The following is a 24,678-nucleotide window of genomic DNA, read 5'->3' as shown; positions in this document are numbered from 1 at the left end:
ATTGCAGACCTTTTTTATTATTACTTTTTAGCAGTTAACTCAGCAATTTTCACAATTACTTCAGTTGCTTTTACCATACTTTCAACTGGTACATATTCATATTTTCCATGAAAATTATGTCCACCTGCAAATATATTTGGACAAGGTAATCCTTTATATGATAATTGAGAACCATCTGTTCCACCTCTAATTGGTTTAATTAATGGCGTAATTCCTAGTTCTTTCATTGCTGCTTCTGCAATATCAACAATATGGAATACAGGTTCTACTTTTTCACGCATATTGTAATATTGGTCTTTTACTTCCGCAATACAAATATTTTCTCCAAACTGTTTTGCATAGTTAGCATTGAACTCATCAGAAATAGCGTAAATAAGTTTTTTACGAGCTTCAAATTTATCTTTATCGTGATCACGAATAATTAATTGTAAAACTGTTTCTTCTATACTTCCATCTAAATGATGTACGTGGAAAAAACCTTCGTAACCAGTTGTTAATTCTGGAACTTCATTAGCAGGTAATTTTGAAATAAATTGGTTCGCCAAAAGCATAGAATTAATCATTTTCCCTTTTGCGTATCCTGGGTGAACACTTTTTCCTTTGAATGTAATTTTAGCTCCAGCTGCATTAAAATTTTCGTATTCTAATTCACCAATCTGACTTCCGTCCATTGTATAAGCATATTCACAACCAAATTTATCTACATCAAATTTATGTGCTCCACGACCAATTTCTTCATCGGGTGTAAACCCAACTCTAATTTTTCCGTGCTTAATTTCAGGGTGTTGGATTAAATATTCCATTGCTGTCATAATTTCTGTCAATCCAGCTTTATCATCAGCACCTAAAAGTGTTGTTCCGTCAGTAGTGATTAATGTTTGTCCTTTATATAAAAGTAAATCTTCAAAATAACTTGGAGATAAAACAATATTTTTTTCAGCATTTAAAACAATGTCTTTTCCGTTATAATTTTTTATAATTTGAGGGTTTACATTAGCTCCGGTAAAATCGGGTGTAGTATCAAAATGGGCTACAAAACCAATTGTAGGTACTTTATGATCAACATTACTAGGTAAAGTAGCCATAATGTAGGCGTTTTCATCAATAGTAACGTCTTGCATCCCCATTGCATTTAACTCTTCAACTAATTTATTAGCTAAATCCCATTGTTTAGTAGTACTTGGTGTAGTATCTGAATTTGGATCTGATTCTGTATCTATAGTAACGTAGCTTATAAAGCGATCAATAATGTGTTGCATGATAGTGATTTAAATTTGATTGCAAATATACTATTTCTAAAGAAAACCTTTCCTAGTAAAATCTTAAAACTTAATGTGTATTAATGAAGTTGAATTCTTATTTTTGCAGCACACAACTATTTTTAACTTATGTACAAAATAATTATACGTCCATTACTTTTTCTATTTGACCCTGAAAAAGTACATTATTTTACTTTTTCTGCCATTCGTTTTTTAAATAAAATTGGCTTTGCATCTGTTTTTAAAAGTCTTTACGAAGTAAAAGATGTTCGATTAGAACGTGAAATTTTTGGATTGAAATTTAAAAACCCTGTTGGTTTAGCAGCTGGTTTTGATAAAGATGCCAAGTTATACCAAGAATTATCAAATTTAGGTTTCGGATTTATAGAAATTGGTACTTTAACTCCAAAAGGACAAGAAGGAAACCCTAAAAAACGTTTATTTCGTTTAAAAGAAGATTCTGCAATCATAAACCGAATGGGTTTTAATAATGGTGGAGTTATAGAGGCAGTAGAACGTTTGAAAAAAAATAATGGGGTTTTAATAGGTGGAAACATTGGTAAAAATAAGTTAACTTCAAATGAAGAGGCAGTTAAAGATTACGAAATTTGTTTTGAGGCACTTTTTCCTCATGTAGATTATTTTGTGGTAAATGTAAGTTCGCCAAATACACCAAATTTAAGAGAACTTCAGGAAAAAGAGCCTTTAAAAGCCTTATTAAATACTTTACAAAATATGAATTTGGCTAAGTCAAAACAAAAGCCAATTTTACTTAAAATAGCACCAGATTTAACAAATGAACAATTATTAGATATTATTGAGATTGTTGATGCAACCAAAATTGCAGGAGTAATTGCTACCAATACAACTATTTCTCGAGAAGGTTTACAATCTGTAAACAAATCAGAAATGGGTGGATTGTCAGGTAAACCATTGACTAAGCGTTCTACTGAAGTGATTCGATTTTTATCTGATAAAAGTAATAAATCCTTTCCTATTATTGGAGTAGGAGGTATTCATACTGCTGAAGATGCTTTAGAAAAATTAGATGCAGGTGCAAGCTTAGTTCAGTTGTATACAGGTTTTATTTATGAAGGCCCTGCTTTAATAAAAGCAATTAATAAAAAGATATTAGAAAATAGCTAAAAATGCTATCTTTGAAAACTATGAGCCAAGTCAAAATTATAGAATGCCCTAGAGATGCCATGCAAGGTATCAAGGACTTTATTCCTACCGAGAAAAAAGTACAATACATACAAGCTCTTTTGCGTGTAGGTTTTGATACAATTGATTTTGGGAGTTTTGTTTCTCCAAAAGCAATACCACAAATGACTGATACTGCAGAAGTATTAGCTCAATTAGACTTGTCTCAAACACAAAGTAAGTTATTGGCTATAATTGCCAATACAAGAGGAGCTGAATTGGCTTCAGTGCATAAAGAAATTCAATATTTAGGTTTTCCTTTTTCTATTTCAGAGAATTTCCAAATGCGTAACACGCATAAAACAATTGCTGAATCGATAGTTACTTTAAATGAAATATTAGAAATTGCCGATAAATCTAACAAAGAAGTAGTTACTTATATTTCAATGGGCTTTGGTAATCCTTATGGAGACCCATGGAATGTTGAAATAGTAGGTGAGTGGACTGAAAAACTTTCTAAGATGGGAGTTAAGATATTGTCATTATCTGACACTGTTGGAAGTTCAACTCCAGAGGTTATTGATTATCTTTTCTCAAATTTGATTCCAAAATACCCTAATATAGAATTTGGAGCTCATTTGCATACAACTCCAAACTCATGGTTTGAAAAGATAGATGCTGCTTACAAAGCAGGTTGTTTTCGTTTTGATGGAGCAATAAAAGGTTACGGCGGTTGCCCAATGGCAAAAGACGATTTAACGGGTAATATGCCAACAGAAAAGATGTTATCGTATTTTACGGCAAATAAAATTGATACTAACTGTCATGCAATTAGTTTTGAAAGTGCTTATAATGAAGCATTAAAAATATTTGACAACTTTCATTAAAAACTAAAAATTTTAAAGGCTTCTCTCAAATTCTCAGGCCTTGTTACTCTTTCTTTTTTATAAATTAAACTCAAGTATATATAAATAATTATTGAGAAGAAGATTACAGTTATTTGTTTACCAATTATATTTCCCAGTAGTAAATCATAAAAATTTTCATTGGTAAAGAAGTTTAAGGAGTAAAAAACTACCGAGTCAAATAAATTTACAATAGAGGTTACTAGTATTATTTTTATAAATAGATATCCTTTTATTTTATAATTTAAAAGTTCATAAAATATTATCAATAACATAGAGTCAATATATAAAAGACTTGTACCTGTTAGAAATAGACTAATATCAAAATTAAATATATTTTGAAGAAAAATTAAATTACCAGAATTTCTATCAGCAATAGCTTGTTCTAATGAAATGTATGATAAAACAGTTATTATGATATTTGAGAAAACCAATCCATAGATTAAACTTCTAGTTTTTTTTAAACTTTCTGTATGAAAAATTAAAAAGATGGAATATAGGGTTGATGTAAATAATACAGTTGAACCTGGTGAAAAAGTAAAGGATTCAAAAAAGACATTATATACACTAGAAGCTAATATAGTCTGAAAAAACTGTATAGCACCCAAGAAAATAAAAAGTGGACCAATACCATATTGCCTTATTACTGCATGCATTATGATTATCATTAATGCGACAACAAAAGTCTCAGCGATTAAAAGAAAAAAGGGGTCTAAATACATAACTTATTATAAATCACAAATTTATATTTTTTCTTTAATATTTCCTTTCTTAATCGTATAAATATTATTTTAATTTATTCTAAATAAACTTGCATAGTATGTTTTACCTTGTTATTTTTGCACCATAATTTTTATACAATCTAAATAACAATAACAATTTAAAAAATGAAGAAATTATTATTTTCATTAGCTATTATGGCAACAGCATTAGTAAATGCTCAAACAGTAGGTGATTCTATTCAATTAGATCCACAGAAACAAGTAAATGCGGCTCAACGTATTTTATCTGGAAATTATGGTAAAGCTGTAACGGTAGGAGGTTATGGAGAAATGTTATACAATCAGCCAGAAGGAGATAACGGTACTTTAGATGTACAGCGCTTAGTTATGCTTTTTGGATATAAGTTTGATGATAAAATTCAGTTTGTAACTGAAATTGAATTTGAGCACGTGCAAGAAGTATATGTTGAACAAGCTTTTGTGAATTATAATGTTGCTAATAACGTTAATTTACGAGGTGGTTTAATGTTAGTGCCAATGGGAATTATAAATGAATATCACGAGCCAACAACTTTTAATGGTACAAATCGTCCAGGAATGGATAAGTCAATCATTCCTACAACTTGGAGAGAACTTGGAGTTGGAGTTTCTGGTAAGCTTAACAATTTATCGTTAGGATACCAAGCTTATATTTTTAACGGATTTAAATCGGTTACTTCAGATAAAAATGGTTTAGTAACAGGTGGCTTATTAGGAGGTTCAAATGGATTAAGAGGTGGAAGACAAAAAGGAATTGAATCTACTGTAAACTCACCAAACTTATCTTTAAAATTTGATTACTACGGTTTACCAGGTTTACGTTTAGGATTGTCAGGTTATTTTGGAAAAACACAAGCCCCAGACGATGTTGATATGGTTGACGGAGCAGATGTTGGAATGTCAATGATTGGTTTAGATGTTCGATATGCGCACAAAAAATTTATGGCTAGAGGTCAGTATATTATGGCTGATATTTCTGGAACTAATGAATACAATGCACTTACAGGTCAAAATTTAGGAAGCCAATTATCTGGTTATTATGTAGAAGGAGCGTATAATTTATTGCCTTCACAAAAAAATCAAAAATTATTTGCATTTGCTCGTTATGAAAATTACGATACGCATGCAAAAGTTGATGCAATTACTGAAAATTTAGGTTATGATAGAACTGATGTTACTTTAGGTTTAACATATCACTTAACTTCGGGAGTTGTGGCTAAAGCAGATTATCAATTTAAAGATAATGCAGCTTTATCTAGTAGAGATGTACCAAACCAATTGAACTTTGGTTTAGGGGTTTGGTTCTAACTTTTAATGTTAGTTTAATTATATAGTTATCAAACAGCTAAAGAATAATGTTATTAATTGTTCTTTAGTTGTTTGTTTTTAATAAATCAAGTATTTTTGCATTATGAAAATTAATAGTCTTTTTACAATTACCTTATTCGTTTTAACTTTGTTTTTATGTTCTTTTGAAATACCTAAAAACCTTCAAAAGAAAGTAGCCAAAGAAATTAAAGCTACTTATGCAATTGAAAATTATACTTTGACAAATGTTTCAGTAAATTCAACTTTAAATAATACGTTACCTATTAAAGTTAATAATGATAACTTTTATAAAGTTATGGCTTCAAATAAAGTTTTAGGATATGTGTTTTTAGATAAAGCTCCTAGTAAAACTGCTGAGTTTGATTATTTAGTTTTATTAGATGCTACTGGAACTATAAAAAAATCAAACGTATTAATTTATAGAGAAGAATACGGTGGAGAGATAGGAAGTACACGTTGGTTACGTCAGTTTATAGGTAAGAGCACAAATGATAATCTAGAATATAAAAATAATATAGATGCTATTTCGGGTGCTACAATTTCTGTACGTTCAATGATTAATGCTACAAATGACGTTCTTAAAACAGTGAAAATACTAAAAGAAAATAAAGTTATATAATGCAACTAGACGGACTTCTATTCACTTTGCCAAAACAAGCAAAAATATTTTGCGCAGCATTTATTATTGTTTTAAGCGTAGGTTACTATACTGGTTTAACCTTTGTTTCTCAAACTACTCAAAATTCAGCAAATGGTATTGAGGAAAATTACTTAGGAAATGAAGAAGATTTAGAAGCCGATACTATGAAATTCAAAAAAGGTGAAAGAGAAATGATTACCATTATTCACACTCATATTTTGTCTCTTTCATTTATATTTTTTCTTCAAGGAATTTTTGTTTTAATGACCAGTTTACCAAAAAAGTTAAAAGGATTTTTATTAGTAGAACCGTTTGTCTCTATACTTGTAACTTTTGGTGGAATTTATGTTCTTTGGTTAGGTTTTACTTGGGCAAAATACTTTGTAATCATTTCAGGTATAATAATGACACTATGTTTTACAATTAGTTCAATTGTTATTTTAAAGCAATTACTGACATTTAAGTCAAACGAATAGACACTTTATTTATTAAATTAAAAATTCTGAAGGCTAAATTCTGTATTTTGTCTTATTTTAATTAACTTTGCATGCAATTAACTACTAATTGCAACATGAAAGCACACACTACAAAAATCATCGGAGAAGGTCTTACTTATGATGATGTTCTTTTAATTCCAAATTACTCTGAAATACTTCCTCGAGAAGTAAGCATTCAATCAAAATTTTCTAGAAACATTACGTTAAACGTACCTATTATTTCGGCAGCTATGGATACTGTTACCGAAAGCGATATGGCTATTGCTATGGCGCAAGAAGGCGGAATAGGCGTTTTACATAAAAACATGTCTATAGAACGTCAAGCAGCTGAGGTTCGTAAAGTAAAACGTGCAGAATCGGGAATGATTATCGATCCTGTTACTTTAACATTAACTGCAACTGTAGGTGATGCTAAAAGAGCCATGAAAGAGCACGGTATTGGAGGAATTCCAGTGGTAGACGATACAATGACTTTAAAAGGTATTGTTACCAATAGAGATTTACGTTTTGAAAAAAGTAGCGATCGTTCTATTGTTGAGGTTATGACTTCTGAAAATTTGGTTACAGCCAAAGTAGGTACTACTTTAGGTCAAGCAGAAGAAATTTTACAAGAGCATAAAATTGAAAAATTATTAGTAGTTTCTGAAGGCAACAAATTAGCCGGATTAATTACTTTTAGAGATATCACTAAATTGACTCAAAAGCCTAATGCAAATAAAGACCAATACGGTCGTTTGCGTGTTGCAGCAGCATTAGGAGTTACTGCCGATGCGGTTGAAAGAGCTACTGCTTTAGTAAATGCAGGGGTAGATGCTGTAATTATTGATACAGCTCACGGACATACAAAAGGTGTGGTAGATGTATTAAAAGCAGTAAAGGCAGCATTTCCAAATTTAGATGTAGTTGTTGGTAATATTGCAACGCCAGAAGCTGCTCAATATTTAGTAGACAACGGTGCCGATGGTGTAAAAGTTGGTATTGGTCCAGGTTCTATTTGTACAACTCGTGTTGTTGCAGGAGTTGGGTTTCCACAATTTTCAGCTGTTTTAGAGGTTGCTGCGGCAATTAAAGGCAGTGGAGTCCCTGTTATTGCAGATGGAGGAATTCGTTACACAGGAGATATCCCTAAAGCTATGGCTGCAGGTGCCGATTGTGTTATGCTAGGTTCATTATTAGCAGGTACAAAAGAATCTCCAGGTGAAACTATTATTTTTGAAGGAAGAAAATTCAAATCATATAGAGGAATGGGTTCTGTCGAAGCCATGAAAGAAGGTTCAAAAGACCGTTATTTTCAAGATGTGGAAGACGATGTAAAAAAACTAGTTCCAGAAGGAATTGTAGGTCGTGTTCCTTACAAAGGAGAATTAAACGAAAGTATGTTACAATTTGTTGGAGGTTTACGTGCTGGAATGGGTTATTGTGGTTCTAAAGACATTGCAACCTTACAAGAAACAGGGAGGTTCATTAGAATTACAACAAGTGGAATAGGGGAGAGCCATCCACATAATGTTACGATTACTAAAGAAGCACCAAACTATTCAAGATAGTATTTATTTTATATTTTACAAAAAGCCTCATTTTTTAAAATGAGGCTTTTTTTATTAAACTCTAAAAAATGTGCGAGTAGCACATAAATATCTTTTTAACGTGTTCGAGTATGTTTAGTTGTCTGATTAAGCAACTAATTTAGCAAAAATGGAACGAACTAGAGGGAATTCCAAGTAGGTTATAATTAGCAATTAATTAAACACGTTATTGTAGCACATTTTTTTTGATGTTAATAGATTGGTATTTGTTTAAATTATTGATTATTAGATTGTTTAAAATATTTTTATTCGTAACTTTAATTAGTTGATATTGTTTTTATTTAAAACTTTAAATAGTAATCAAAATATTGATTAATCTAAACATAATTTAAATAAGTAAATCTTATGAAAACAGCAAAAAAACTATTAATACTAATTTTTTATTTAGGTTTTGTAAATAGTACTTTAGGGCAAGTTTTAGTAGATGAAAAAAATCAAACTCCTCAGGAATTATACGATTTTCATATAAGTAAAAAGAAATCAAATAATACATCAGCTTGGATAACTTTAGGCGGAGGAGTAGCTATGATTATTGGAGGAATCGGAATTAATTTGAGTGGAGGAATTATTGATAATGACACTACGAATAATAATAAGGGTCTTTGGTTGTCTTATCTTGGAGGAGCTACAACTTTAGTTAGTATTCCTTTGTTTGTTTCTGCAGGTAAACACAAAAAAAAGGCTAAAATTCAATTGAAAAATGGAGCAGTTGGATTTGAAAACGAAATTAACTATTTAGGTGTTGCTATAGCCTTTTCTTTTTAGACTATTTATATATCTGGCAACGGTCTTGTGTATCAAGCGTAGCGTATAAATAAACACTAATTTTTCGGATTTAGCACGAGCCGAATTTTTATGCTTAATTCTTTTAAAAAACCTATAATATCTATGTTTTATAAACGTTGTTGGCAACTAGCTTTTGTAAGTTACTACAATTATTGATTCAACTTTTAATCATTTGGTCTTTCTGGAATGTAAACAGCATCAATTTCTATTTCATTCCCATATTTTACTATAATTGAACATAATACAGAAACACTTTTCCCATTGTGAATAGCAGGTTTCATCACAGGCATTTTTCTAAGCACTCTCAAGATTTCTGCTTGAATGGTTACCTCTGAATCTCTGACCTTCATACCAGTTAGATTTCCGTTTTCGTTGATTATAAAAAAAGTTTCTACCTGCTTTGGTTCTGAAAGATTTAAATCTTTAGATACACTCAAGTTAAACTCCCGCTTTATAAATGTAGATACTTTATCATTAAAACATTTCTTTGTTTCTTCTACAGAAAGTTCCTCACAACCATTATAGACAGGCGTGATTTCTACATCTTTTAGTATCATCCTATTATCTGGGCTATAATTTGCTAAACCGTCATCATGTGACATTATACTGCATAAACTTAACATTGCCTGTTCCTCTTCTTTAGTAATATTTCCTTGTGCCATCACCTGTTGTTGAACAGCATTGATTTTCATTATCAATTCACTTTCTGTTTTTTTTGAAGAGTCAGGTGTTGCCTTACAAGAAACACATAAGAGACCAATAGAGATGATTGAAATAGCTACTAAATTTCGCAACCTTTTTTTTCTTTTCAAATTGAATTTCATAAGTATTTATTTTTTAGCTGGTACGGTCTCGGCTATGAGTAGTTACGTGGTTTAGCACTTAACTTTTCAAGTACACACCAAACTGAAAATCTGCGAGGATTTTCAAAAGTAGGCGAGAACAAGCAATTACTTATAACCATTGTTATGCATCCGTCTTTTTGTTTACTTATTGATGGAATAAGCATTCCTTTTTTAATACATTGAGGTCAGGTTTAAATACCATAGCAAGTTCCGCTCTATGGTATGCATCCTTTGAATATTTAATTGCCAATTTTTTAATATCCTCATGATTTATAGTTTCTATTGATTTGAATGCCTTTTGTAATCTTAACATGACTTCTATATTTCCAGCACCATCTCGAGCAATTGGTCTGAATGCATCATCAAAAAAATCATTCATTGAGATTTCGGGAACTTCTATACGATTATAAACCACTTCTATTTCATTACTATTTTCAATCTCTTTATGCCATAAAAAAAATAATCTTTCATGACTACCAATAATTTGGATGGCTGTACCTGGGTCATTGATGCCTGGTGACAATGCTCTGCTAGCAATTTCAGTCAATGAAATCAATCCAAACCTAGGATCTTCGTCAAATAACCTTGTTTGGCCCACAAGAATTGCATTATTGATTCTTTCTTGAATCTTATCAATATCTAGGTCCTTATCCGTAATAAAATGAGCAACGGCAAAATTGTTATTTACAAACTTACCAGGAATACAATTAAGTCGAATCTTTAGCTCCAATTCTTCGGCTAATGATTGTAAGTTTTCTAAATTTATGTGTTGAATGTAACCAATAGAATTCGCCAATACTTTATTTTCCTTACTAAATTTACCATTTATAGGACGTGCCTTAAGATAAGGATTTTTTATATATGCGGATAATGACTTGGCCACAACGGTTTCTACTTGATATATTGTATGCTCTAAACGACCTAATCTTGAAATTCTGTTTACCCATCTTAAAAAGGTAAGTATGACAACTGCAAATAACAATAATGTGAATAAAAATAGGATGAATCTGCCTGCCTTGTCATAATATCCATTATCAAGAGCTATTGTAGCTACTATACTAAAAATAAATGCCCCAATAAAAATGGAAAGTGCATTTTGTGAGACATCATCTGTTACCACAATTTTAAACGACCGAGGGGTTGCCGTGCTACTTGCAGAAGAAAATGCTGAAAGCATTGATGCTACTGCAAATATGGAAATCACCAACATACTCGCAGATATTGTATCTAAAAGACTTCCAATAGATTCATTATCAATATTAGGAACCAGGTCATTTAAACCAATGCCATCTGCTTGGTGAGCGACTAAAGCACCAGCAACTGAGAACAAACAAAATAGCAGAGGTCTAAACCATAGCTGTTCGCGAAGCCTGTTATAATAGATTAGTATCTTTTTTTTCATTTACTCAATTTTTTTATTGATGGTGCACGTTTTACAGCTAAAAGAAGTGGCGACGAGCCAATACCAAGCCAAAACAAATATAACGCAAACTTTTGAATTTTCGGAGAAAATTCGGAAGTATGCCCTTGTCTAAGCCATTACTTTTAACTGCTGTTAGCATTAGTTATTTCTTGTTGAGAAAATAGTAAAAACAACCTTTATTTGATTTAGTCTATCTTGCGAGAATATTAACCTAGACTAGTTAATTTTCCTCCCTCTTTATTTGGGTCGAAAAAAAGCAACATCTTTTTAGAAAACCCTTATGCGAAACACTACACTTGTAGCCTGTTTATTATTTGCTACGCAATTATTTTATGCACAACAAACTATTGACGCTTCAGGCGGTGATGCCACAGGAAGTGGAGGTTCGGCAAGTTATTCTGTTGGACAAATGGTTTATACAACCCATACTGGTTCTAATGGTGCTATTTCTCAAGGTGTGCAACAAAGTTATGAGATTTTTACTTTAAGTAATGCATCTCTTTCTTCAGTGAACCTTACTGCTGCTACTTATCCTAATCCTACTTCAGATTATGTAGTACTAGCAATAAGTGATATCAATCTTACCGATTTAAGTTACGCACTTTATGATATTCAAGGAAAACCAATTGTAAGCGCAACTATATCTTCAAAAGATACGCAAATAGACATGCATAGTTTGTCTTCAGGAACATATTTACTTAATGTTAACCAAAACAACCAAAAATTAAAATCTTTTAAAATCATTAAAAAATAATAGTATGAATAAATTTTACACATTTTTAGCAGCAATATTGCTTACTACAAGCATATTTGCCCAAGCACCAGAAAAAATGAGTTACCAAGCTGTTATAAGAAACAGTAGCGATGCTTTAGTAGCCAACCAAGCAGTAGGTATGCGAATTAGTATTTTACAAGGTAGCGCTTCAGGAACAGCTGTTTATGTTGAAACGCAAACCCCTACAACTAATATAAACGGATTGGTAAGTTTAGAAATTGGTACAGGAACACCTGTAACTGGAACCTTTGCAGGAATAGACTGGGCAGCAGGACCTTATTTTATAAAAACAGAAACGGACCCAACAGGAAGTACAACTTATACTATTACAGGTACAAGCCAGTTAATGAGTGTGCCATATGCTTTGTATGCTAAAACAGCAGAAAATGTATTAAACTCTTCTTGGTCTACAAGCGGTTCGGATATTTATAATTCGAATACTGGTAATGTTGCAATTGGAACAAGTACGCCAAATCCAAGTGCTGCTCTAGAAGTAAATTCAACAACTGGTGCACTTTTACTTCCAAGAATGACAGAAGCTCAAAGAGACGCACTAACTCCTGAAGCTGGAATGATGCTATATAACACCACAAGCGGAAAGATACAAGGATATTCATCTATTGGATTGGCTGCGGGAACAGTGGTTGAAGAACATACACCTTCAGTTAATACAGTTTTTAGTTCTTCCGGACCTGGAAGTCCTATTGGACAGAGTTTTCAAGTGAGTTCAAATGTTAATATTGGGGCTTTGTCACTAAAAGTTGATGCAAATGGTACCGTACCTTTTATATTGACAATACGCGATGGAAATGGAGTTTCTGGAACAATACTTTATTCGGAAAACTTTACAACTTCAGGTGCAGCATCAGGACAAGTTGATACTTACGTGTTTACAACTAATGTTCCTTTGGTAGCAGGTAATATCTATACTTTTGTTATTCAAGGGTCGGGTGGAAATGTGAATTATGCAGTTCAAGGTTTGGGTTTGGGAACATACGCTAATGGACATGCTTGGAATGGGGTATCACCTGCAACAGGAGCAGATTTCTATTTTCAATTACATGGTCCTTCGATTACAACTTTTGGTTGGTTTGATTTTTAATAATATAACAAACTATATATCCTTAATAATAAGTAAAAGCCCTCCAAAAAGAGGGCTTTTGTATATACTTTTTAGTCATAATTAATGGTAACGTGTTGCCGCTTGTGGCAGTTGCGTAAATTTAAGACAAAAGTTTACAAGTACAAAACTCCTCGTAGAATTTTCGGAGAAAATTCCGAACACAAGCCAAGCCTAGCAATTGCAACAAACGGCTGTTAACAACAGTTATTTTATCGGCTTTAAGTACTTTTCATATTCACCAGTTTCACCTGCTTCTTTGATGCTTCCATACAACAAACTTGGAAGTGAATTATATAAAACCTGTAAATCACTTTTAGTCCACCAATATCCGATTTCTAGGTTTTTTAATTTTTTAAGTTTCGTAATAGGTGTAATGTCTTTTATTTTGACTTCTGTTCCGCTCAATGAAAAATATTCTAATTCCGTTAGATTTTCTAAACCATTAACTGAATCAATATATTGTTTTTTCCACATATCGCCTTTAATGTGTAAACCTTTTAGCGACTTTATTTTTGTAATTGGCGAAATATCAGAGATTAATTTAAAACCTTCAACCTGAAGTGTTATAAGATTATTTAAATTAGAAATGCTGTCAATATTTTCAAGTTTACTTGATCTTCCAATTTTTAAATGAAGTAGTTTTTGTAATGAATTAATATTATTCAGATTTTTAAATGACGTCAATCCTTGAATATTCAACGCCTCTAACCAATTCATTTTACATATTGTATCGAAAAAATCTTGATTAATTGAACCTTTTACCCAAAGGAATTTTATGTTTTTAAGTGTTGGAAGTATTTTAATCCATTCCTTTTTATGAACACTAAATTCTTTTTCAGGCAAACCTGTCCAAGCACCTATATTAATCCACAATCTGTCTAATTGGTCTACGTTTTCGGGAATTTCGCTATATGAAATAGACGGAACATTTTTCTCAGTATTAACTTCACCATAAGTCCAAACACCGATTTTTATATCTTTTTCGGTCAATGAAGTTCTGTTCATGTCATTTTCAATCATGGTAAGTTTCGTCTGGTTATAATTGCTGTTAACGTGTTGCCGCTTGTGGCAGTTGCGTAAATTTAAGACAAAAGATTACAAGTACAAAACTCCTCGTGGAATTTTCGGAGAAAATTCCGAACACAAACCAAGCCTAGCAATTGCTACAAACGGCTGTTACCAGCTGTATTAATAAATTAAATCACGTAAAAGCACTTGGTCAATAATCCAGTTTTCATTTCTTTTTTTTGCGTAAATGTAGAATTCTTTCGAAGTCCAAACGCTTCCATTTCCATAAGTAACTCCCAACATAGCAACCTTAAATTCTATATCGAAATGCATTTTTGTAAATGTCAATACACCGGGAAGAGAATAATTCTGCCAATTAATTCTATCTAACGAATGTGGAAGTGTTGAACTATATATAAAAGTATAATGACTTTTGGGAAGAGTTTTAAAATTGATTTTGTATTCAGCATTTTCAAAGATAGTGTCTAAATAGACTTGATTAACACCTTTAAAATGCCTAAATATTTTTGCAGAATTTGGCATACCTAATTTATTAACGGAATCGTTAACTACAATAAATTTTGATTGATTTCTAGTAATTATTTTTGCAGAATCTAACTTAAAATAAATTGAATCAATAACATCTACAAATATTGAATTAAGCACTTTTTTTTCTATTACTATTGCATCTTTCTTTTTTTCGCAACTGCAAAGTAAAAGCATCGAGATAAAAAATATGAATGTTAGTTGTTTCATTAAAATATAGCTGGTAACGTTTTGCAGCTAAATTTCTGTGGCGATAATTAAGCTACGGCTGACACAAATATAGAAAAAACCTTTCAATAAGCGCATTATTTTCGGCTGATTAAACCCAAGCCAAAGCCATTACTTTTAACTGCTGTTACCAGCAGTATTAATTTATATTTTACGTATATAGCTTTCGTTCGGCTTTCTAACATTCGTTTTCATTTCAAGTTCGCAAACTCCAAATTCTTCAAAATTTTTTCTTGCTTCAATTAAAGAAACTCGATTTGGACTTCCTTTTTCATTTGGATTTTCTGTTTGGTAGAGGTCGTCTTCCCAAAAACAAATTTCACAAATTTCATAAGTTCCATTTGGAAATTCTGATAAAGTATTGTAACCGCAACATTTGCAAAAATATTTTCCATTCGCGCCATGTTTATAATCTTCGTTAAGTTTTCTTAAGCTCATTTTACAGGATTAAAAAATTACAAAAAAATCATCAATTATTTTTCCAGTTTGTTCAAAGACAACAGAATAAAAACCTATTGTTTTGTCTTGATTAATAATTATACATTTAAAAGTAATAAATGGAATTTTTAAATCACTTTGGATATGATTCAAGTCAATTGAAACATTTTTATTACTCAAATTTAAATCCTCACAAGTATTATTTTCAACAATTAATTTGAAGGAATTGGATAATATTTCCTTTACATTATTAGAATCGATAAAGCCTTTTGTCTGGATTTCGTTCATAAAATATTGCTGGTAACTAGTTTATACCCGCTATAAAGTAGCGACTATACAACCATAATTAGGTGTTTTGTCGCTATTGCGTAGCGCATTATTTACAAATGTAAATAAAAAGATATAATTATAAATCATCAAATGGGCTTTTTATTTGTTGGATGCTTTTTGTACTTACATGGGTGTAAATTTCAGTTGTTTTACTGCTATTATGACCTAGTAATTCTTGTATGTAGCGCAAATCGGTTCCGCTTTCTAGTAAATGTGTTGCATAACTGTGTCGTAACCAATGCAAGGTTACTGGTTTTGTTATTCCTGCTTTTTTAAGTGCTTGTTTTAGCACTTGCTGTAAGCTTCTGCTATCATATGGATTTCCTGCAGTTTGTCCTTCAAAAAGGTAGTTTTTTGGTTTAAATGCTAAATAGTATTCTCGTAGCATTTCTAAAATTTTAGGACTCAAGGGCACAATTCTATCTTTTTTTCCTTTGGAATTTTTCAGCATAATTATATTCCTTTTGGAATCTATATGTACTGGTTTTAAAGCTATTAATTCGCCACATCTTAATCCGCAGCTATATATTAACGAAAGCATCATTTTGTGTTTTACATTTGAATGTGCGTTTAAAATAGCTTTTACTTCTTCTTTGCTCAATACATTGGGTAACAGTTTCTCTCGTTTTGGACGGTGAATTTTGTCTAGCTCTAAACTGGTGTTTTGAATGGTTTTAAAATATAATTTTATTGCATTTACTACCTGGTTTTGATAGGAATGAGAAAAGTTGTTTTTTAAAATATGTTCGTTATTAAAGTAAACAACATCTTCATTTGTAATCGCCGAAATTTCTTTGGTATTATAAAAAATCAAAAAGGACTTTAAAGCATCGGTATAGGTTTTTATGGTGTTTTCACTATATCTTTTTGACTTTAACCAATAGGTGAATTTTTGTAAATGCTTTATTCCATCTTCTGAAGGTTGTGAGTAGGCTAGTGGCTCAAGTTTAAAAAGTGCACGATGGTAATCAGTATCTAAAACATACCACACTTTTTTTGAGGAACTCCAAGTGCTTCCGGGTATCTTTTTTACCCTTTGAATTAATTCATAATCCTTTTCAAAAAGTATAAAAAGTACTTTTTCATTATTGTGTTTTCCCGGTTTTATAGTAAAAGGGTTTGGCATATACTTGATATTTTGGCGTTTATAATATCAAAATTACAAAATAGAACAATATGTTTTGTAATTGTTATGCTTCTTTTTTCTTTATTATATGCCCTCTCGTTTCATCACCTTCTTGAAGTATAATTTCAGAATGTAGAAACTGGGCTGCCTCAGCTGAATCTTTTACTTTTGTAGCACTGCGCTCTAACATTTCTAATTCAAATTCAGTCAACACACTTTTTCTTATTCCGTCTTCTCTCCATTGAGATAAAGGTCTACATCCTTTAGTAATTCCTCTGGCAAGTGCCAATGAATCTAATAATGCTTGATTTGCACCTTGCCCTTTAAACGGACTCATTGGGTGAGCCGCATCTCCAATAAGTGTAACTTGACCCGCTTTTTCCAATAATTCGGGTTGAAGTAGTGCTCGGTCATACACAGGATAGCCAGAAATTTGAGTTTCTAGTGTCGCTGCTAAAATTTGTGGAATAGGATTGTGCCACTTTATTCTACTACATGCTTCTTCTTTAAGTGCTTTAGTTCCTTTCGCACTCAAAGCTTTAGCTTCTTTTTCTGTCATAGGAAAGCTAAGTTGCCACATTACCGAGTTTGAATCATAAGGCATTATGTAAATGCGTTCATTTCCATTTGCAGTTTGAAATACCGTTTCTGAATCCAATAATGGACTTTTAACACCTTCGAGAGCACTCAAAGGACAAATGCCTAATATCACAATACAACCTAGGTAACGTAAAGGGCTATTGTCTTCACCAATCAATAACTTTCGCACTGCACTACGAATACCATCGGCTCCAACCAAAAGATCGGCCTTTGCGCTTTTCATCTCACCGTTCACTTGAAAGTTCAATTCAATGTCTTTACCTTCAACTTGATTAAAATCTACTAATTGGTGTCCCCATTGAATTTTATCATGTCCGCCGAGTTGCTCAAGCAGCTCTAAACGTAAAGATTGTCGTGCTATATGTATATTTCTACGCTTCGAAGATTTTTGCGCAGCTGATTGTGTTCTATTTCTGAATCCCCATTCGCCAATCACTTTTCCATCTGTAGTATGAACCACATGTCTTGTTGAAATTATCCCTTCTTTTAAAGAGAAAATACCTAATCCTTCAATTGCTTTACTCGCTTGTTGTAAAGTAAGTCCGTAACCTTGAGATCGATCATTAAAGCTATTATCGCGTTCATAAAGGGTAAAAGGAATTCCTCGGTGCAAACAGCCTACTGCTAATGCAACGCCGCCTATACCACCGCCAATAATGGCAACATGTGGATAGTTTTTTGTATCTGCTTCAGCAGGATTAACAGAAGGAACTAAACCTGATCCAGAACAGTTTAAGCAGGAGTATAGGCTTCCATTAGGACGAACTGGAGCTGTAACTTCACTATTAGATTTTTCAAATTGTTCTAATGCTATCTTGTAGCGGAGCAGCGTTTTCTTGCTTGACCTCTTGCTTTTTTTGCCTTGTCCCTTACATTGCTGACAAATAGTCCAGCTAGCTTCTTCATTTTCCACCTTTTTTTCCTTCTTTTTTATTTCATCTGATTTTGATTCCCTCTATGAAAAAAGTAACCGAGACCATACAGAACTAAACTTTGTATATAACTGCTGTTAGTAGTACTTATTTTCTTTTTACTAATGGATGATTTAAAGCGCCTACTTCATTTCTAATAACTTCATATTCATCTAAATTTTCAAATAATTTTGATAGTGACGCAAAATTATATGTTCTAGTGTCAAAACTTGGATCAATTTTCCTAATATTTCCTCCAACTTTAGAAATATATGCAATTTCATTTTCATCAGTTGAAATGTCGAAAGCTTTAGAAATTGTTTTACTATCCTTTTCTGATAAGATGCTTATTTTTTTGCCCACTTTTTTACTAGTGTTTTTAACTTTTATTTGAGAAGCCTTTTTCTTATCGGTTTTAGGCTTCGTTTCGCTTACTTCGATATTTTTTGGAGTAATATTTTCTGTATAGGTAAAAATATCACAAGATTGAACAAAAGATTCTGGTGTTTTTTTCTCACCAATTCCCATTACAAACAGTCCTTCTTCTCGAATTCGCTTTGCTAAACCTGTATAATCGCTATCACTTGAAACGATACAAAAGCCTTCAGTATTTTTACTATGTAAAATATCCATAGCATCAATAATTAGGGCTCCATCTGTTGAGTTTTTTCCAGTAGTGTATGAAAACTTTTGAATTGGATTTATTGAATATTGATTAATTAAAGCTTTCCAAGAATTCATTGCTTGAGATGTCCAATCTCCGTAAATTCTTCTAATTGTTGCTTTACCATATTTTGAAACTTCTTCGATTGTTTCTTTTAGTAATTTTGGTTGTGCATTATCTCCATCTATTAAAATGGCTATATTAAATTTTTTTTCACTCATAATTTGTTAGTGCTTTTTATAATTATAGCTAACGTGCTTAGATGTATGAAAACGTCATGCTTTTTTGTTATTCAAATATATTAAAAAATCCATTAGTGTTTGCTAATGGACTTTGTTTATCGTTTAGATATTTTATTGTTGGTAATTTGTCTTTGCAGTTTGCATTTAAAACGTCCTTCAGAAAAGGTACGTAGTTTTTCATGTTTGGTTTTCCTGTTGGTTACTCGTTTGCGCCATAATTCATAACTTTTGCGTTTTAATTGATTTCGCATTAGCGCTTTTACGTCCATTTCTTTTAAACCAAATTGAAATTCAATAGCTTCAAAAGGCGTTCGGTCTTCCCAAGCCATTTCAATAACTCTGTCTATTTGAATTTCATTTAAATTTTCAATAACAAGCATCTGAAGTTTTTTTTGATTTTAAATCGATTAATTTTGATATGAATGCACTGTTTTTTCTTGTAAATTGATTGTCTTTAAATTTAATAAACTTACCGTCTGCATGAATGCTTAATGTGATTGATTTAAAAATAACCAATTTGTAGTAAGGTATTAACCAAGCAAAACGCTGCAAACCTTTTGAAACATGAAAAATAATTCCATTTGGGCGTATTTCTATTGAGCCATAATTAATGTCTGAAACAGTGTTAACTATATTTTTAAAATGAGCACTTACTTCATCAATCATCATTCTATGAGAACCAGTTCCGCCCATTTGTATTGCTTTTAAAAAAGAATAGGGATTACCAATGAAATCATTTATTTCTTTAGTCACTTTATCATTTCTATAAGTAATATCGTAAAGCATTAATACTGTTTAAAATTATTGATAATTACGTTGTTTGCCTTTATGTCGTGCATTAAATTATACAAACCAAAGAAAGTTCTGTTGATGTAAATAAAATGCTTAGAACCTCTATTTCCATTCATATTACGAATTTCGGTGCTTTTTGAATAACGTTCTCCTAATTCAGCCATTTTATTAAAAAAAACATCATCTGAAAAATCAAATGTTTCTTCATGAAAAGGTTGTGTAAATAAACTCAATAATTCATGAAACAATTTAGAGAAAAATACTTTTTCTTCTGTTGTATCCTCTGGCTTTAGTATTTCTAATTCGTATAATTTTTCTTCAAAAAGTATTGGATTGTTGATGATTTCTTTCTTTGCTAATTCAAAATAAGGAACATAAAAATCTTCTGGAACTTCTTTCATACAACCAAAATCAAGGACAATTAGCTTTCCTTCTTCCGAAACTAAAAAGTTACCTGGATGCGGATCGGCATGTACTTTTTTAATTACGTGCATTTGATACATGTAAAAATCCCATAAAGCTTGTCCAATTGTATTTGAAACTTCTTGACTAGTGTTTATTGCAGTAAATTCGGAAAGATGTTTACCTGTCATCCAATCCATTGTAATGATTCTGTCAGAAGACCATTTTTCATAGTATTCTGGAAATTCTAAATTTGGTAAATGCTTACAAGCTTTAGCAATTTCTTTACTTTGTTTTACTTCGTTAATATAATCGGTTTCTTCAATTAACTTACTTTCAACTTCTTGGAAATATTTATCAGAATCTTTCCCTTTTATATTAAACATTTTAATAGCAATAGGTTTTACCAAAGCCAAATCAGACGAAATACTTTGTGCTACACCAGGATATTGAATTTTTATAGCTAATTTTTTGCCTTCTAATTCAGCCTGATGAACCTGACCAATACTTGCTGCGTTAATAGAATTTGGGTTAAACGTATCAAAAATTTCATTTGGACTTTTTCCAAAATAACTTTTGAAGGTTTTCATAACTAATGGCGCAGACAATGGCGGAACTGAAAATTGTGAAAGTGAAAATTTCTCTACATAAGCACGAGGTAAAATACTTTTTTCCATACTTAGCATTTGAGCTACTTTTAAAGCACTTCCTTTCATTTGCTTCAACCCGTCGTAAATATCTTCTGCATTAGATTGATTAAGACTTTCTTTGGCTTCTTCTTCGGTTTTAACCAATTTGTCGCCATAATATTTTAAATAATTCACACCTACTTTAGCACCTGTTTGAATAAGTTTTGAAGCACGTTGAATTTTTGACGTAGGAATACTGTCTAATGTTTTCATAATTAATTGTTCATTTTCTCTTTCCAAAGAAATTTACCAAAATCGATAATATTTTTAAAAGGCGTAACGTCTAACATGTCAAAGCTAGCATGTACAGCTTTCTCAATAAAAATATCAGTTTTTTCAAAAGACGGCGATTTGTCATCCATCCAGAATTTTAAAGTCATTAACATTTGAATCCAAGCCATTTCAGAAATGCTTTTTTGTTGTATTTTTTGAATTTGTTCTTGGGGAATGTTAATTGTTTCAATGCCTAAACCATCAATATAATTCTTGAAATGTTTTCTAAGACTTTCAAGTTTTTTTAGATTTTCTAACTTACTTTTTTCTTGAGTTAGAAGGTAGAGAACTAAACTTCTGTTAGCTGTTAACTGTTCAAAAAAAGTAAAATAAAAACTCAACACTTTTGTTTTAGCGTCATAGCTTTTATAATCTTTACTTTTAGTTAATAATTGTAGGGTGCTTTCAAATAAATTTTCAAATACATTTTCCTCAATATGTTCAAAACTAGAGAAAAACTGATAAAATTGAGTTTCTTCAATTTTTAAAGCTTGACAGAAATGGTAAATTGAATTTGGTTTTTTACCATCTTCTAAAACCATTTTAGCATAAGCGCTTGTAATTTTTTCTTTACTTATTTTTATTTCTTTCGCCATGACATTTTTATTTACATCAAAGATAAAGATTTTTTGTTTAAATAATACTATAAAAAGTTAAACAAAACATAAATATTGTGTTTTTAATTATTTGGAACAAACTATTTGAACGTGATAAATTTAAATTTTTTAAAAAAATATTTTTATTACTAAATAAAATAATAGTTGAAAGTTCAACTATTATTTTTAAATTGCGCTCGAATTAAAATTTCAGAACCAAAAAATCAACAAACAATAAAAAAATCAAGTGCAACATGAAAAAATTAAATTATTTTTTTGTCTTAATCCTATTTTCAATTTCAACTAGTTATGCACAAGTTGGTATTGGAACAACTTCTCCTAATGCATCTTCAATGCTTGATATTACATCAACAAATTCTGGTGTATTAATTCCGAGAATGACTTTAGCACAAAAAACTGCAATTGCATCTCCAGCAACAGGACTTTTAATATATCAAACAAATGGTGTTTCTGGTTTTTGGTATTTTGATGGAACTATTTGGACTACTTTTGGAGGAGCTGATAACGATTGGACTATTAACGGTACAAATATGTATAACGCTAACGGTGGAAACGTGGGTGTTGGTAATACCGCACCTTCTACACAATTTCATGTTACGGGAACTACAGTGCCCGGAAGTGCTGGAGGTATGACAATATTGTACTCTAATAATTTTTCAACTGGTGCGTTAAGTAATACACTTAATGCCGGTAATACATGTACAACATCTCCTAACATATGGCATGTTACTACAGTTAATTCCACTCAAGCTTCTTGTACAACTTGTACAGCTGAAAGAGCCTATATAAAATGGGGTGCTTGTGTACAAGATCAAACACTTAAAGTTGGAAATTTTACTCCAACAACAACGTCTATAAATGTATCTTTCAACTATGGGTACAAACATTATAATAATGGAGATAGTTTTGTAGTAACATTGTACAATGAAACTACAGGAACTACAACTTCTACACCTTTATCATTAACATCTACATCAATAAATGCAACATATTCTGGTGCGCTAACTGTTGTTGCAGGAAATAATTATTCTTTAAGATTTAGATACAAAGGATCTAATTCTTATGATGCTTCTTTAGATGATATTTTGGTTACAGAAAACCAAGTGGCTGTAGCAGGTTCTTATGTGTTAAGATTAGAAGATGGCCAACAACAAAATGGTTATGTATTAACTTCTGATGCAAACGGAAATGCAACTTGGAAAAATCCTTCTAGTGGAAGTGGTGGTGGAAGTGATGTTTTTATAAATGGATTAACAAAAAGTGGTGTTGTAAAATTAGGTGGTGCACTTACTGAAAATACTGCCATAGGTCTTGGTACTTATAACTTAGCATTTAATGGTAGCTCGACAGGGTATTTCGAATTACAAGGGAACAATAGACGAATATTGAGAACAAATGCTCCAGCCGATTATATTAGTTTTGGTGGCGGAGCTCCTACAATCTTACCACAAGATAATACAACATTTCGTGATACCGGAAATAATTTATATACAATGGATTTTGTTGCAGGTTTTTGGACTGGAAATGCTGGTGGAACTGCTATAGAAATGGGTTCAATTGAATATATTGTGGATGGAAATTCTGAATTCTTTTTTAGTAACAGTGTAAGTCCTATCACTACAAACATACTAAATTTAGGTAATGCTGGTTTTGCTGGGCCTAATAGATATTGGAATAATGTTTTTGCAAATAATTTGGTTACAAGTGGCGGAACTACATACAGTAGAACAAGTGGTAAATCTGCAAAAAAAATGAAAGGTTTAGCCGAAATTATGCAATTAAAACCATTTGAATTTAGAGAAGAATCCAAAAACATTGGAAGTAGAATGACTACTACTGAAGAAAATGATTTAGCTATTGGTTTTAATGCAACAGAATTACTAGAAGTAATACCAGAAGCTGTTAAAACTTCTGATTGGTACACTGTAAAAGAAGGTGAAGATTTGGTTAAAATGCAAATTGAAAACCCTAACGGAATTATGTACAATCAAATAATTCCTGTAGCGGTTAAAGCTATTCAAGAGCAACAAGATCAAATTGAACTTCTAAAAACTGCCGTAGAAGAATTAAAAGAGCAGAATAAAATATTAATGCAATTATTAAATAAAGAATAAACCTTTTATAAGGTATTAATTAAAAAACACTCATTTATTTGGGTGTTTTTTCGTTTAATTAAGTATATTTAGCCTTATAAAACACAAGGCTTAGATGCTTTAGTCGTTATAAAAAAGTTCCCTAGTACAATAGAAATGGATAAAGAAATTTTAAGAGAAATTGGGCAAATTTATAGATCGGTAAACTCGTTTAGTGATTATGTAATGAAATCTATTAATTTAGAGAAAGGGCAATACCAATTTTTAGTTCGAATAAAAGAAAATCCTGGAATCAATCAAAAAACGCTATCCTCATTACTTTTAGTAGATAAAACTACTACTGCAAAAGCGGTAAATAAATTAGTAATTAAAGGTTATATAGATAAAGAAGTTGATGTAATTGACAAACGTAATTTTAACTTATATCTTACTGAAAAAGGTAAAAAAACATGTGTGTTTTTAGATAAAGAAGAAAAATTTGGTATCGGCATATTTCTTAAAAAACTAACCGAAGAGCAAAAAGCAGTTCTTATGGAACAACTTTTAGCAATTAGCGATTCTTCAATGGCAATGTATGCTGAATTGAATCAAAATAATAAAGAACACTATATTGATTTAATAAACAAAGTAGAATTATAAAATTACGG

26 protein-coding genes are annotated in these 24,678 nt (G+C 31.4%); 11 read left to right on the top strand and 15 right to left on the bottom strand.

Annotated elements, in window-relative coordinates; translation table 11 throughout:
• Window positions 1-20: 20 nt before the first annotated feature.
• Window positions 21-1,259, bottom strand: coding sequence for a peptidase T (gene pepT / locus UXY25_RS01115; protein ID WP_320814152.1), 1,239 nt, complete (start codon window positions 1,257-1,259; stop codon window positions 21-23).
• A 129-nt stretch (window positions 1,260-1,388) separates the two neighbouring features.
• On the opposite strand from pepT, the gene UXY25_RS01110 reads away from it, so the two are divergent.
• Window positions 1,389-2,405, top strand: a complete 1,017-nt coding sequence (locus UXY25_RS01110) for a quinone-dependent dihydroorotate dehydrogenase (protein ID WP_320814151.1) — start codon at window positions 1,389-1,391, stop codon at window positions 2,403-2,405.
• A 20-nt stretch (window positions 2,406-2,425) separates the two neighbouring features.
• Window positions 2,426-3,289, top strand: coding sequence for a hydroxymethylglutaryl-CoA lyase (locus tag UXY25_RS01105; protein WP_320814150.1), 864 nt, complete (start codon window positions 2,426-2,428; stop codon window positions 3,287-3,289).
• On the opposite strand, the gene UXY25_RS01100 is transcribed toward UXY25_RS01105, so the two are convergent.
• Window positions 3,286-3,963 (bottom strand): hypothetical protein, encoded by a 678-nt coding sequence (locus tag UXY25_RS01100; protein WP_320814149.1) that lies wholly within the window; start codon window positions 3,961-3,963, stop codon window positions 3,286-3,288. The genes UXY25_RS01105 and UXY25_RS01100 overlap by 4 nt on opposite strands.
• Before the next feature lie 231 nt (window positions 3,964-4,194).
• Between UXY25_RS01100 and UXY25_RS01095 the strand changes: the two genes are divergently transcribed.
• The 5 genes from UXY25_RS01095 (at window position 4,195) to UXY25_RS01075 (ending at window position 8,885) form a co-directional block, all read left to right on the top strand.
• Entirely contained in the window at window positions 4,195-5,376 is a 1,182-nt protein-coding gene (locus UXY25_RS01095) for a hypothetical protein (protein WP_320814148.1), read from the top strand.
• A gap of 103 nt (window positions 5,377-5,479) precedes the next feature.
• Window positions 5,480-6,016 (top strand): FMN-binding protein, encoded by a 537-nt coding sequence (locus UXY25_RS01090; RefSeq protein WP_320814147.1) that lies wholly within the window; start codon window positions 5,480-5,482, stop codon window positions 6,014-6,016.
• Complete coding sequence (locus tag UXY25_RS01085) at window positions 6,016-6,513, top strand: hypothetical protein (protein ID WP_320814146.1); 498 nt, start codon at window positions 6,016-6,018, stop codon at window positions 6,511-6,513. The genes UXY25_RS01090 and UXY25_RS01085 overlap by 1 nt, the downstream gene beginning before the upstream one ends.
• A gap of 95 nt (window positions 6,514-6,608) precedes the next feature.
• Window positions 6,609-8,081: an IMP dehydrogenase gene (guaB, locus tag UXY25_RS01080; protein ID WP_320814219.1), complete on the top strand. Its 1,473-nt coding sequence runs from the start codon at window positions 6,609-6,611 to the stop codon at window positions 8,079-8,081.
• A gap of 384 nt (window positions 8,082-8,465) precedes the next feature.
• Window positions 8,466-8,885, top strand: a complete 420-nt coding sequence (locus UXY25_RS01075) for a hypothetical protein (RefSeq protein ID WP_320814145.1) — start codon at window positions 8,466-8,468, stop codon at window positions 8,883-8,885.
• A gap of 185 nt (window positions 8,886-9,070) precedes the next feature.
• Here the strand turns inward: UXY25_RS01075 and UXY25_RS01070 are convergent, their stop codons facing one another.
• Together UXY25_RS01070 and UXY25_RS01065 are read right to left on the bottom strand one after the other, a co-directional pair.
• Window positions 9,071-9,730: a hypothetical protein gene (locus UXY25_RS01070; protein ID WP_320814144.1), complete on the bottom strand. Its 660-nt coding sequence runs from the start codon at window positions 9,728-9,730 to the stop codon at window positions 9,071-9,073.
• Between the two features lie 166 nt (window positions 9,731-9,896).
• The gene (locus tag UXY25_RS01065; RefSeq protein ID WP_320814143.1) at window positions 9,897-11,153 is read right to left on the bottom strand and encodes a DUF2254 domain-containing protein; all 1,257 of its coding nucleotides are present in this window, start codon (window positions 11,151-11,153) and stop codon (window positions 9,897-9,899) included.
• 301 nt (window positions 11,154-11,454) lie between these two features.
• On the opposite strand from UXY25_RS01065, the gene UXY25_RS01060 reads away from it, so the two are divergent.
• Both UXY25_RS01060 and UXY25_RS01055 read left to right on the top strand, forming a co-directional pair.
• Window positions 11,455-11,928: a T9SS type A sorting domain-containing protein gene (locus tag UXY25_RS01060; protein WP_320814142.1), complete on the top strand. Its 474-nt coding sequence runs from the start codon at window positions 11,455-11,457 to the stop codon at window positions 11,926-11,928.
• Window positions 11,929-11,932: 4 nt separating this feature from the next.
• Window positions 11,933-13,051, top strand: coding sequence for a hypothetical protein (locus UXY25_RS01055; protein WP_320814141.1), 1,119 nt, complete (start codon window positions 11,933-11,935; stop codon window positions 13,049-13,051).
• Between the two features lie 225 nt (window positions 13,052-13,276).
• Here UXY25_RS01055 and UXY25_RS01050 read toward each other — a convergent pair whose 3' ends face one another.
• From UXY25_RS01050 to UXY25_RS01000, 11 genes are all read right to left on the bottom strand, one after another.
• Window positions 13,277-14,092 carry a hypothetical protein gene (locus UXY25_RS01050; protein WP_320814140.1) on the bottom strand — a complete coding sequence of 272 codons (816 nt, stop codon included), beginning with the start codon at window positions 14,090-14,092 and terminating at the stop codon, window positions 13,277-13,279.
• A gap of 168 nt (window positions 14,093-14,260) precedes the next feature.
• Window positions 14,261-14,836 carry a hypothetical protein gene (locus UXY25_RS01045; RefSeq protein WP_320814139.1) on the bottom strand — a complete coding sequence of 192 codons (576 nt, stop codon included), beginning with the start codon at window positions 14,834-14,836 and terminating at the stop codon, window positions 14,261-14,263.
• 162 nt (window positions 14,837-14,998) lie between these two features.
• Entirely contained in the window at window positions 14,999-15,292 is a 294-nt protein-coding gene (locus UXY25_RS01040; RefSeq protein ID WP_320814138.1) for a CPCC family cysteine-rich protein, read from the bottom strand.
• A 9-nt stretch (window positions 15,293-15,301) separates the two neighbouring features.
• Complete coding sequence (locus tag UXY25_RS01035) at window positions 15,302-15,580, bottom strand: hypothetical protein (protein ID WP_320814137.1); 279 nt, start codon at window positions 15,578-15,580, stop codon at window positions 15,302-15,304.
• Between the two features lie 118 nt (window positions 15,581-15,698).
• Complete coding sequence (xerA, locus tag UXY25_RS01030; protein WP_320814136.1) at window positions 15,699-16,748, bottom strand: site-specific tyrosine recombinase/integron integrase; 1,050 nt, start codon at window positions 16,746-16,748, stop codon at window positions 15,699-15,701.
• Between the two features lie 64 nt (window positions 16,749-16,812).
• On the bottom strand, window positions 16,813-18,261 hold the full coding sequence (locus tag UXY25_RS01025) for an FAD-dependent monooxygenase (RefSeq protein WP_320814135.1): 1,449 nt from the start codon (window positions 18,259-18,261) through the stop codon (window positions 16,813-16,815).
• Window positions 18,262-18,367: 106 nt separating this feature from the next.
• The gene (locus UXY25_RS01020; RefSeq protein WP_320814134.1) at window positions 18,368-19,144 is read right to left on the bottom strand and encodes an NYN domain-containing protein; all 777 of its coding nucleotides are present in this window, start codon (window positions 19,142-19,144) and stop codon (window positions 18,368-18,370) included.
• Between the two features lie 116 nt (window positions 19,145-19,260).
• Entirely contained in the window at window positions 19,261-19,545 is a 285-nt protein-coding gene (locus UXY25_RS01015; protein WP_320814133.1) for a TIGR03643 family protein, read from the bottom strand.
• Window positions 19,532-19,951 (bottom strand): hypothetical protein, encoded by a 420-nt coding sequence (locus tag UXY25_RS01010; RefSeq protein WP_320814132.1) that lies wholly within the window; start codon window positions 19,949-19,951, stop codon window positions 19,532-19,534. Before UXY25_RS01010 ends, UXY25_RS01015 begins: the two co-directional genes overlap by 14 nt.
• Window positions 19,951-21,261, bottom strand: a complete 1,311-nt coding sequence (locus UXY25_RS01005) for an ABC1 kinase family protein (RefSeq protein WP_320814131.1) — start codon at window positions 21,259-21,261, stop codon at window positions 19,951-19,953. Before UXY25_RS01005 ends, UXY25_RS01010 begins: the two co-directional genes overlap by 1 nt.
• 2 nt (window positions 21,262-21,263) lie before the next feature.
• On the bottom strand, window positions 21,264-21,917 hold the full coding sequence (locus UXY25_RS01000) for a TetR family transcriptional regulator C-terminal domain-containing protein (RefSeq protein WP_320814130.1): 654 nt from the start codon (window positions 21,915-21,917) through the stop codon (window positions 21,264-21,266).
• A gap of 254 nt (window positions 21,918-22,171) precedes the next feature.
• Here UXY25_RS01000 and UXY25_RS00995 point away from each other — a divergent pair, with 254 nt between their 5' ends.
• Window positions 22,172-24,052 (top strand): hypothetical protein, encoded by a 1,881-nt coding sequence (locus UXY25_RS00995; protein WP_320814129.1) that lies wholly within the window; start codon window positions 22,172-22,174, stop codon window positions 24,050-24,052.
• A 135-nt stretch (window positions 24,053-24,187) separates the two neighbouring features.
• Window positions 24,188-24,670: a MarR family winged helix-turn-helix transcriptional regulator gene (locus UXY25_RS00990; protein ID WP_320814128.1), complete on the top strand. Its 483-nt coding sequence runs from the start codon at window positions 24,188-24,190 to the stop codon at window positions 24,668-24,670.
• Window positions 24,671-24,678: the final 8 nt, after the last annotated feature.

Origin of the sequence: Flavobacterium sp., assembly GCF_034111225.1 — a bacterium.
In the GTDB taxonomy this organism is placed as follows: Bacteria; Bacteroidota; Bacteroidia; order Flavobacteriales; family Flavobacteriaceae; genus Flavobacterium.
Note: the sequence above shows the minus strand (reverse complement) of the source record. Positions and strands in the feature narration are given on the sequence as shown.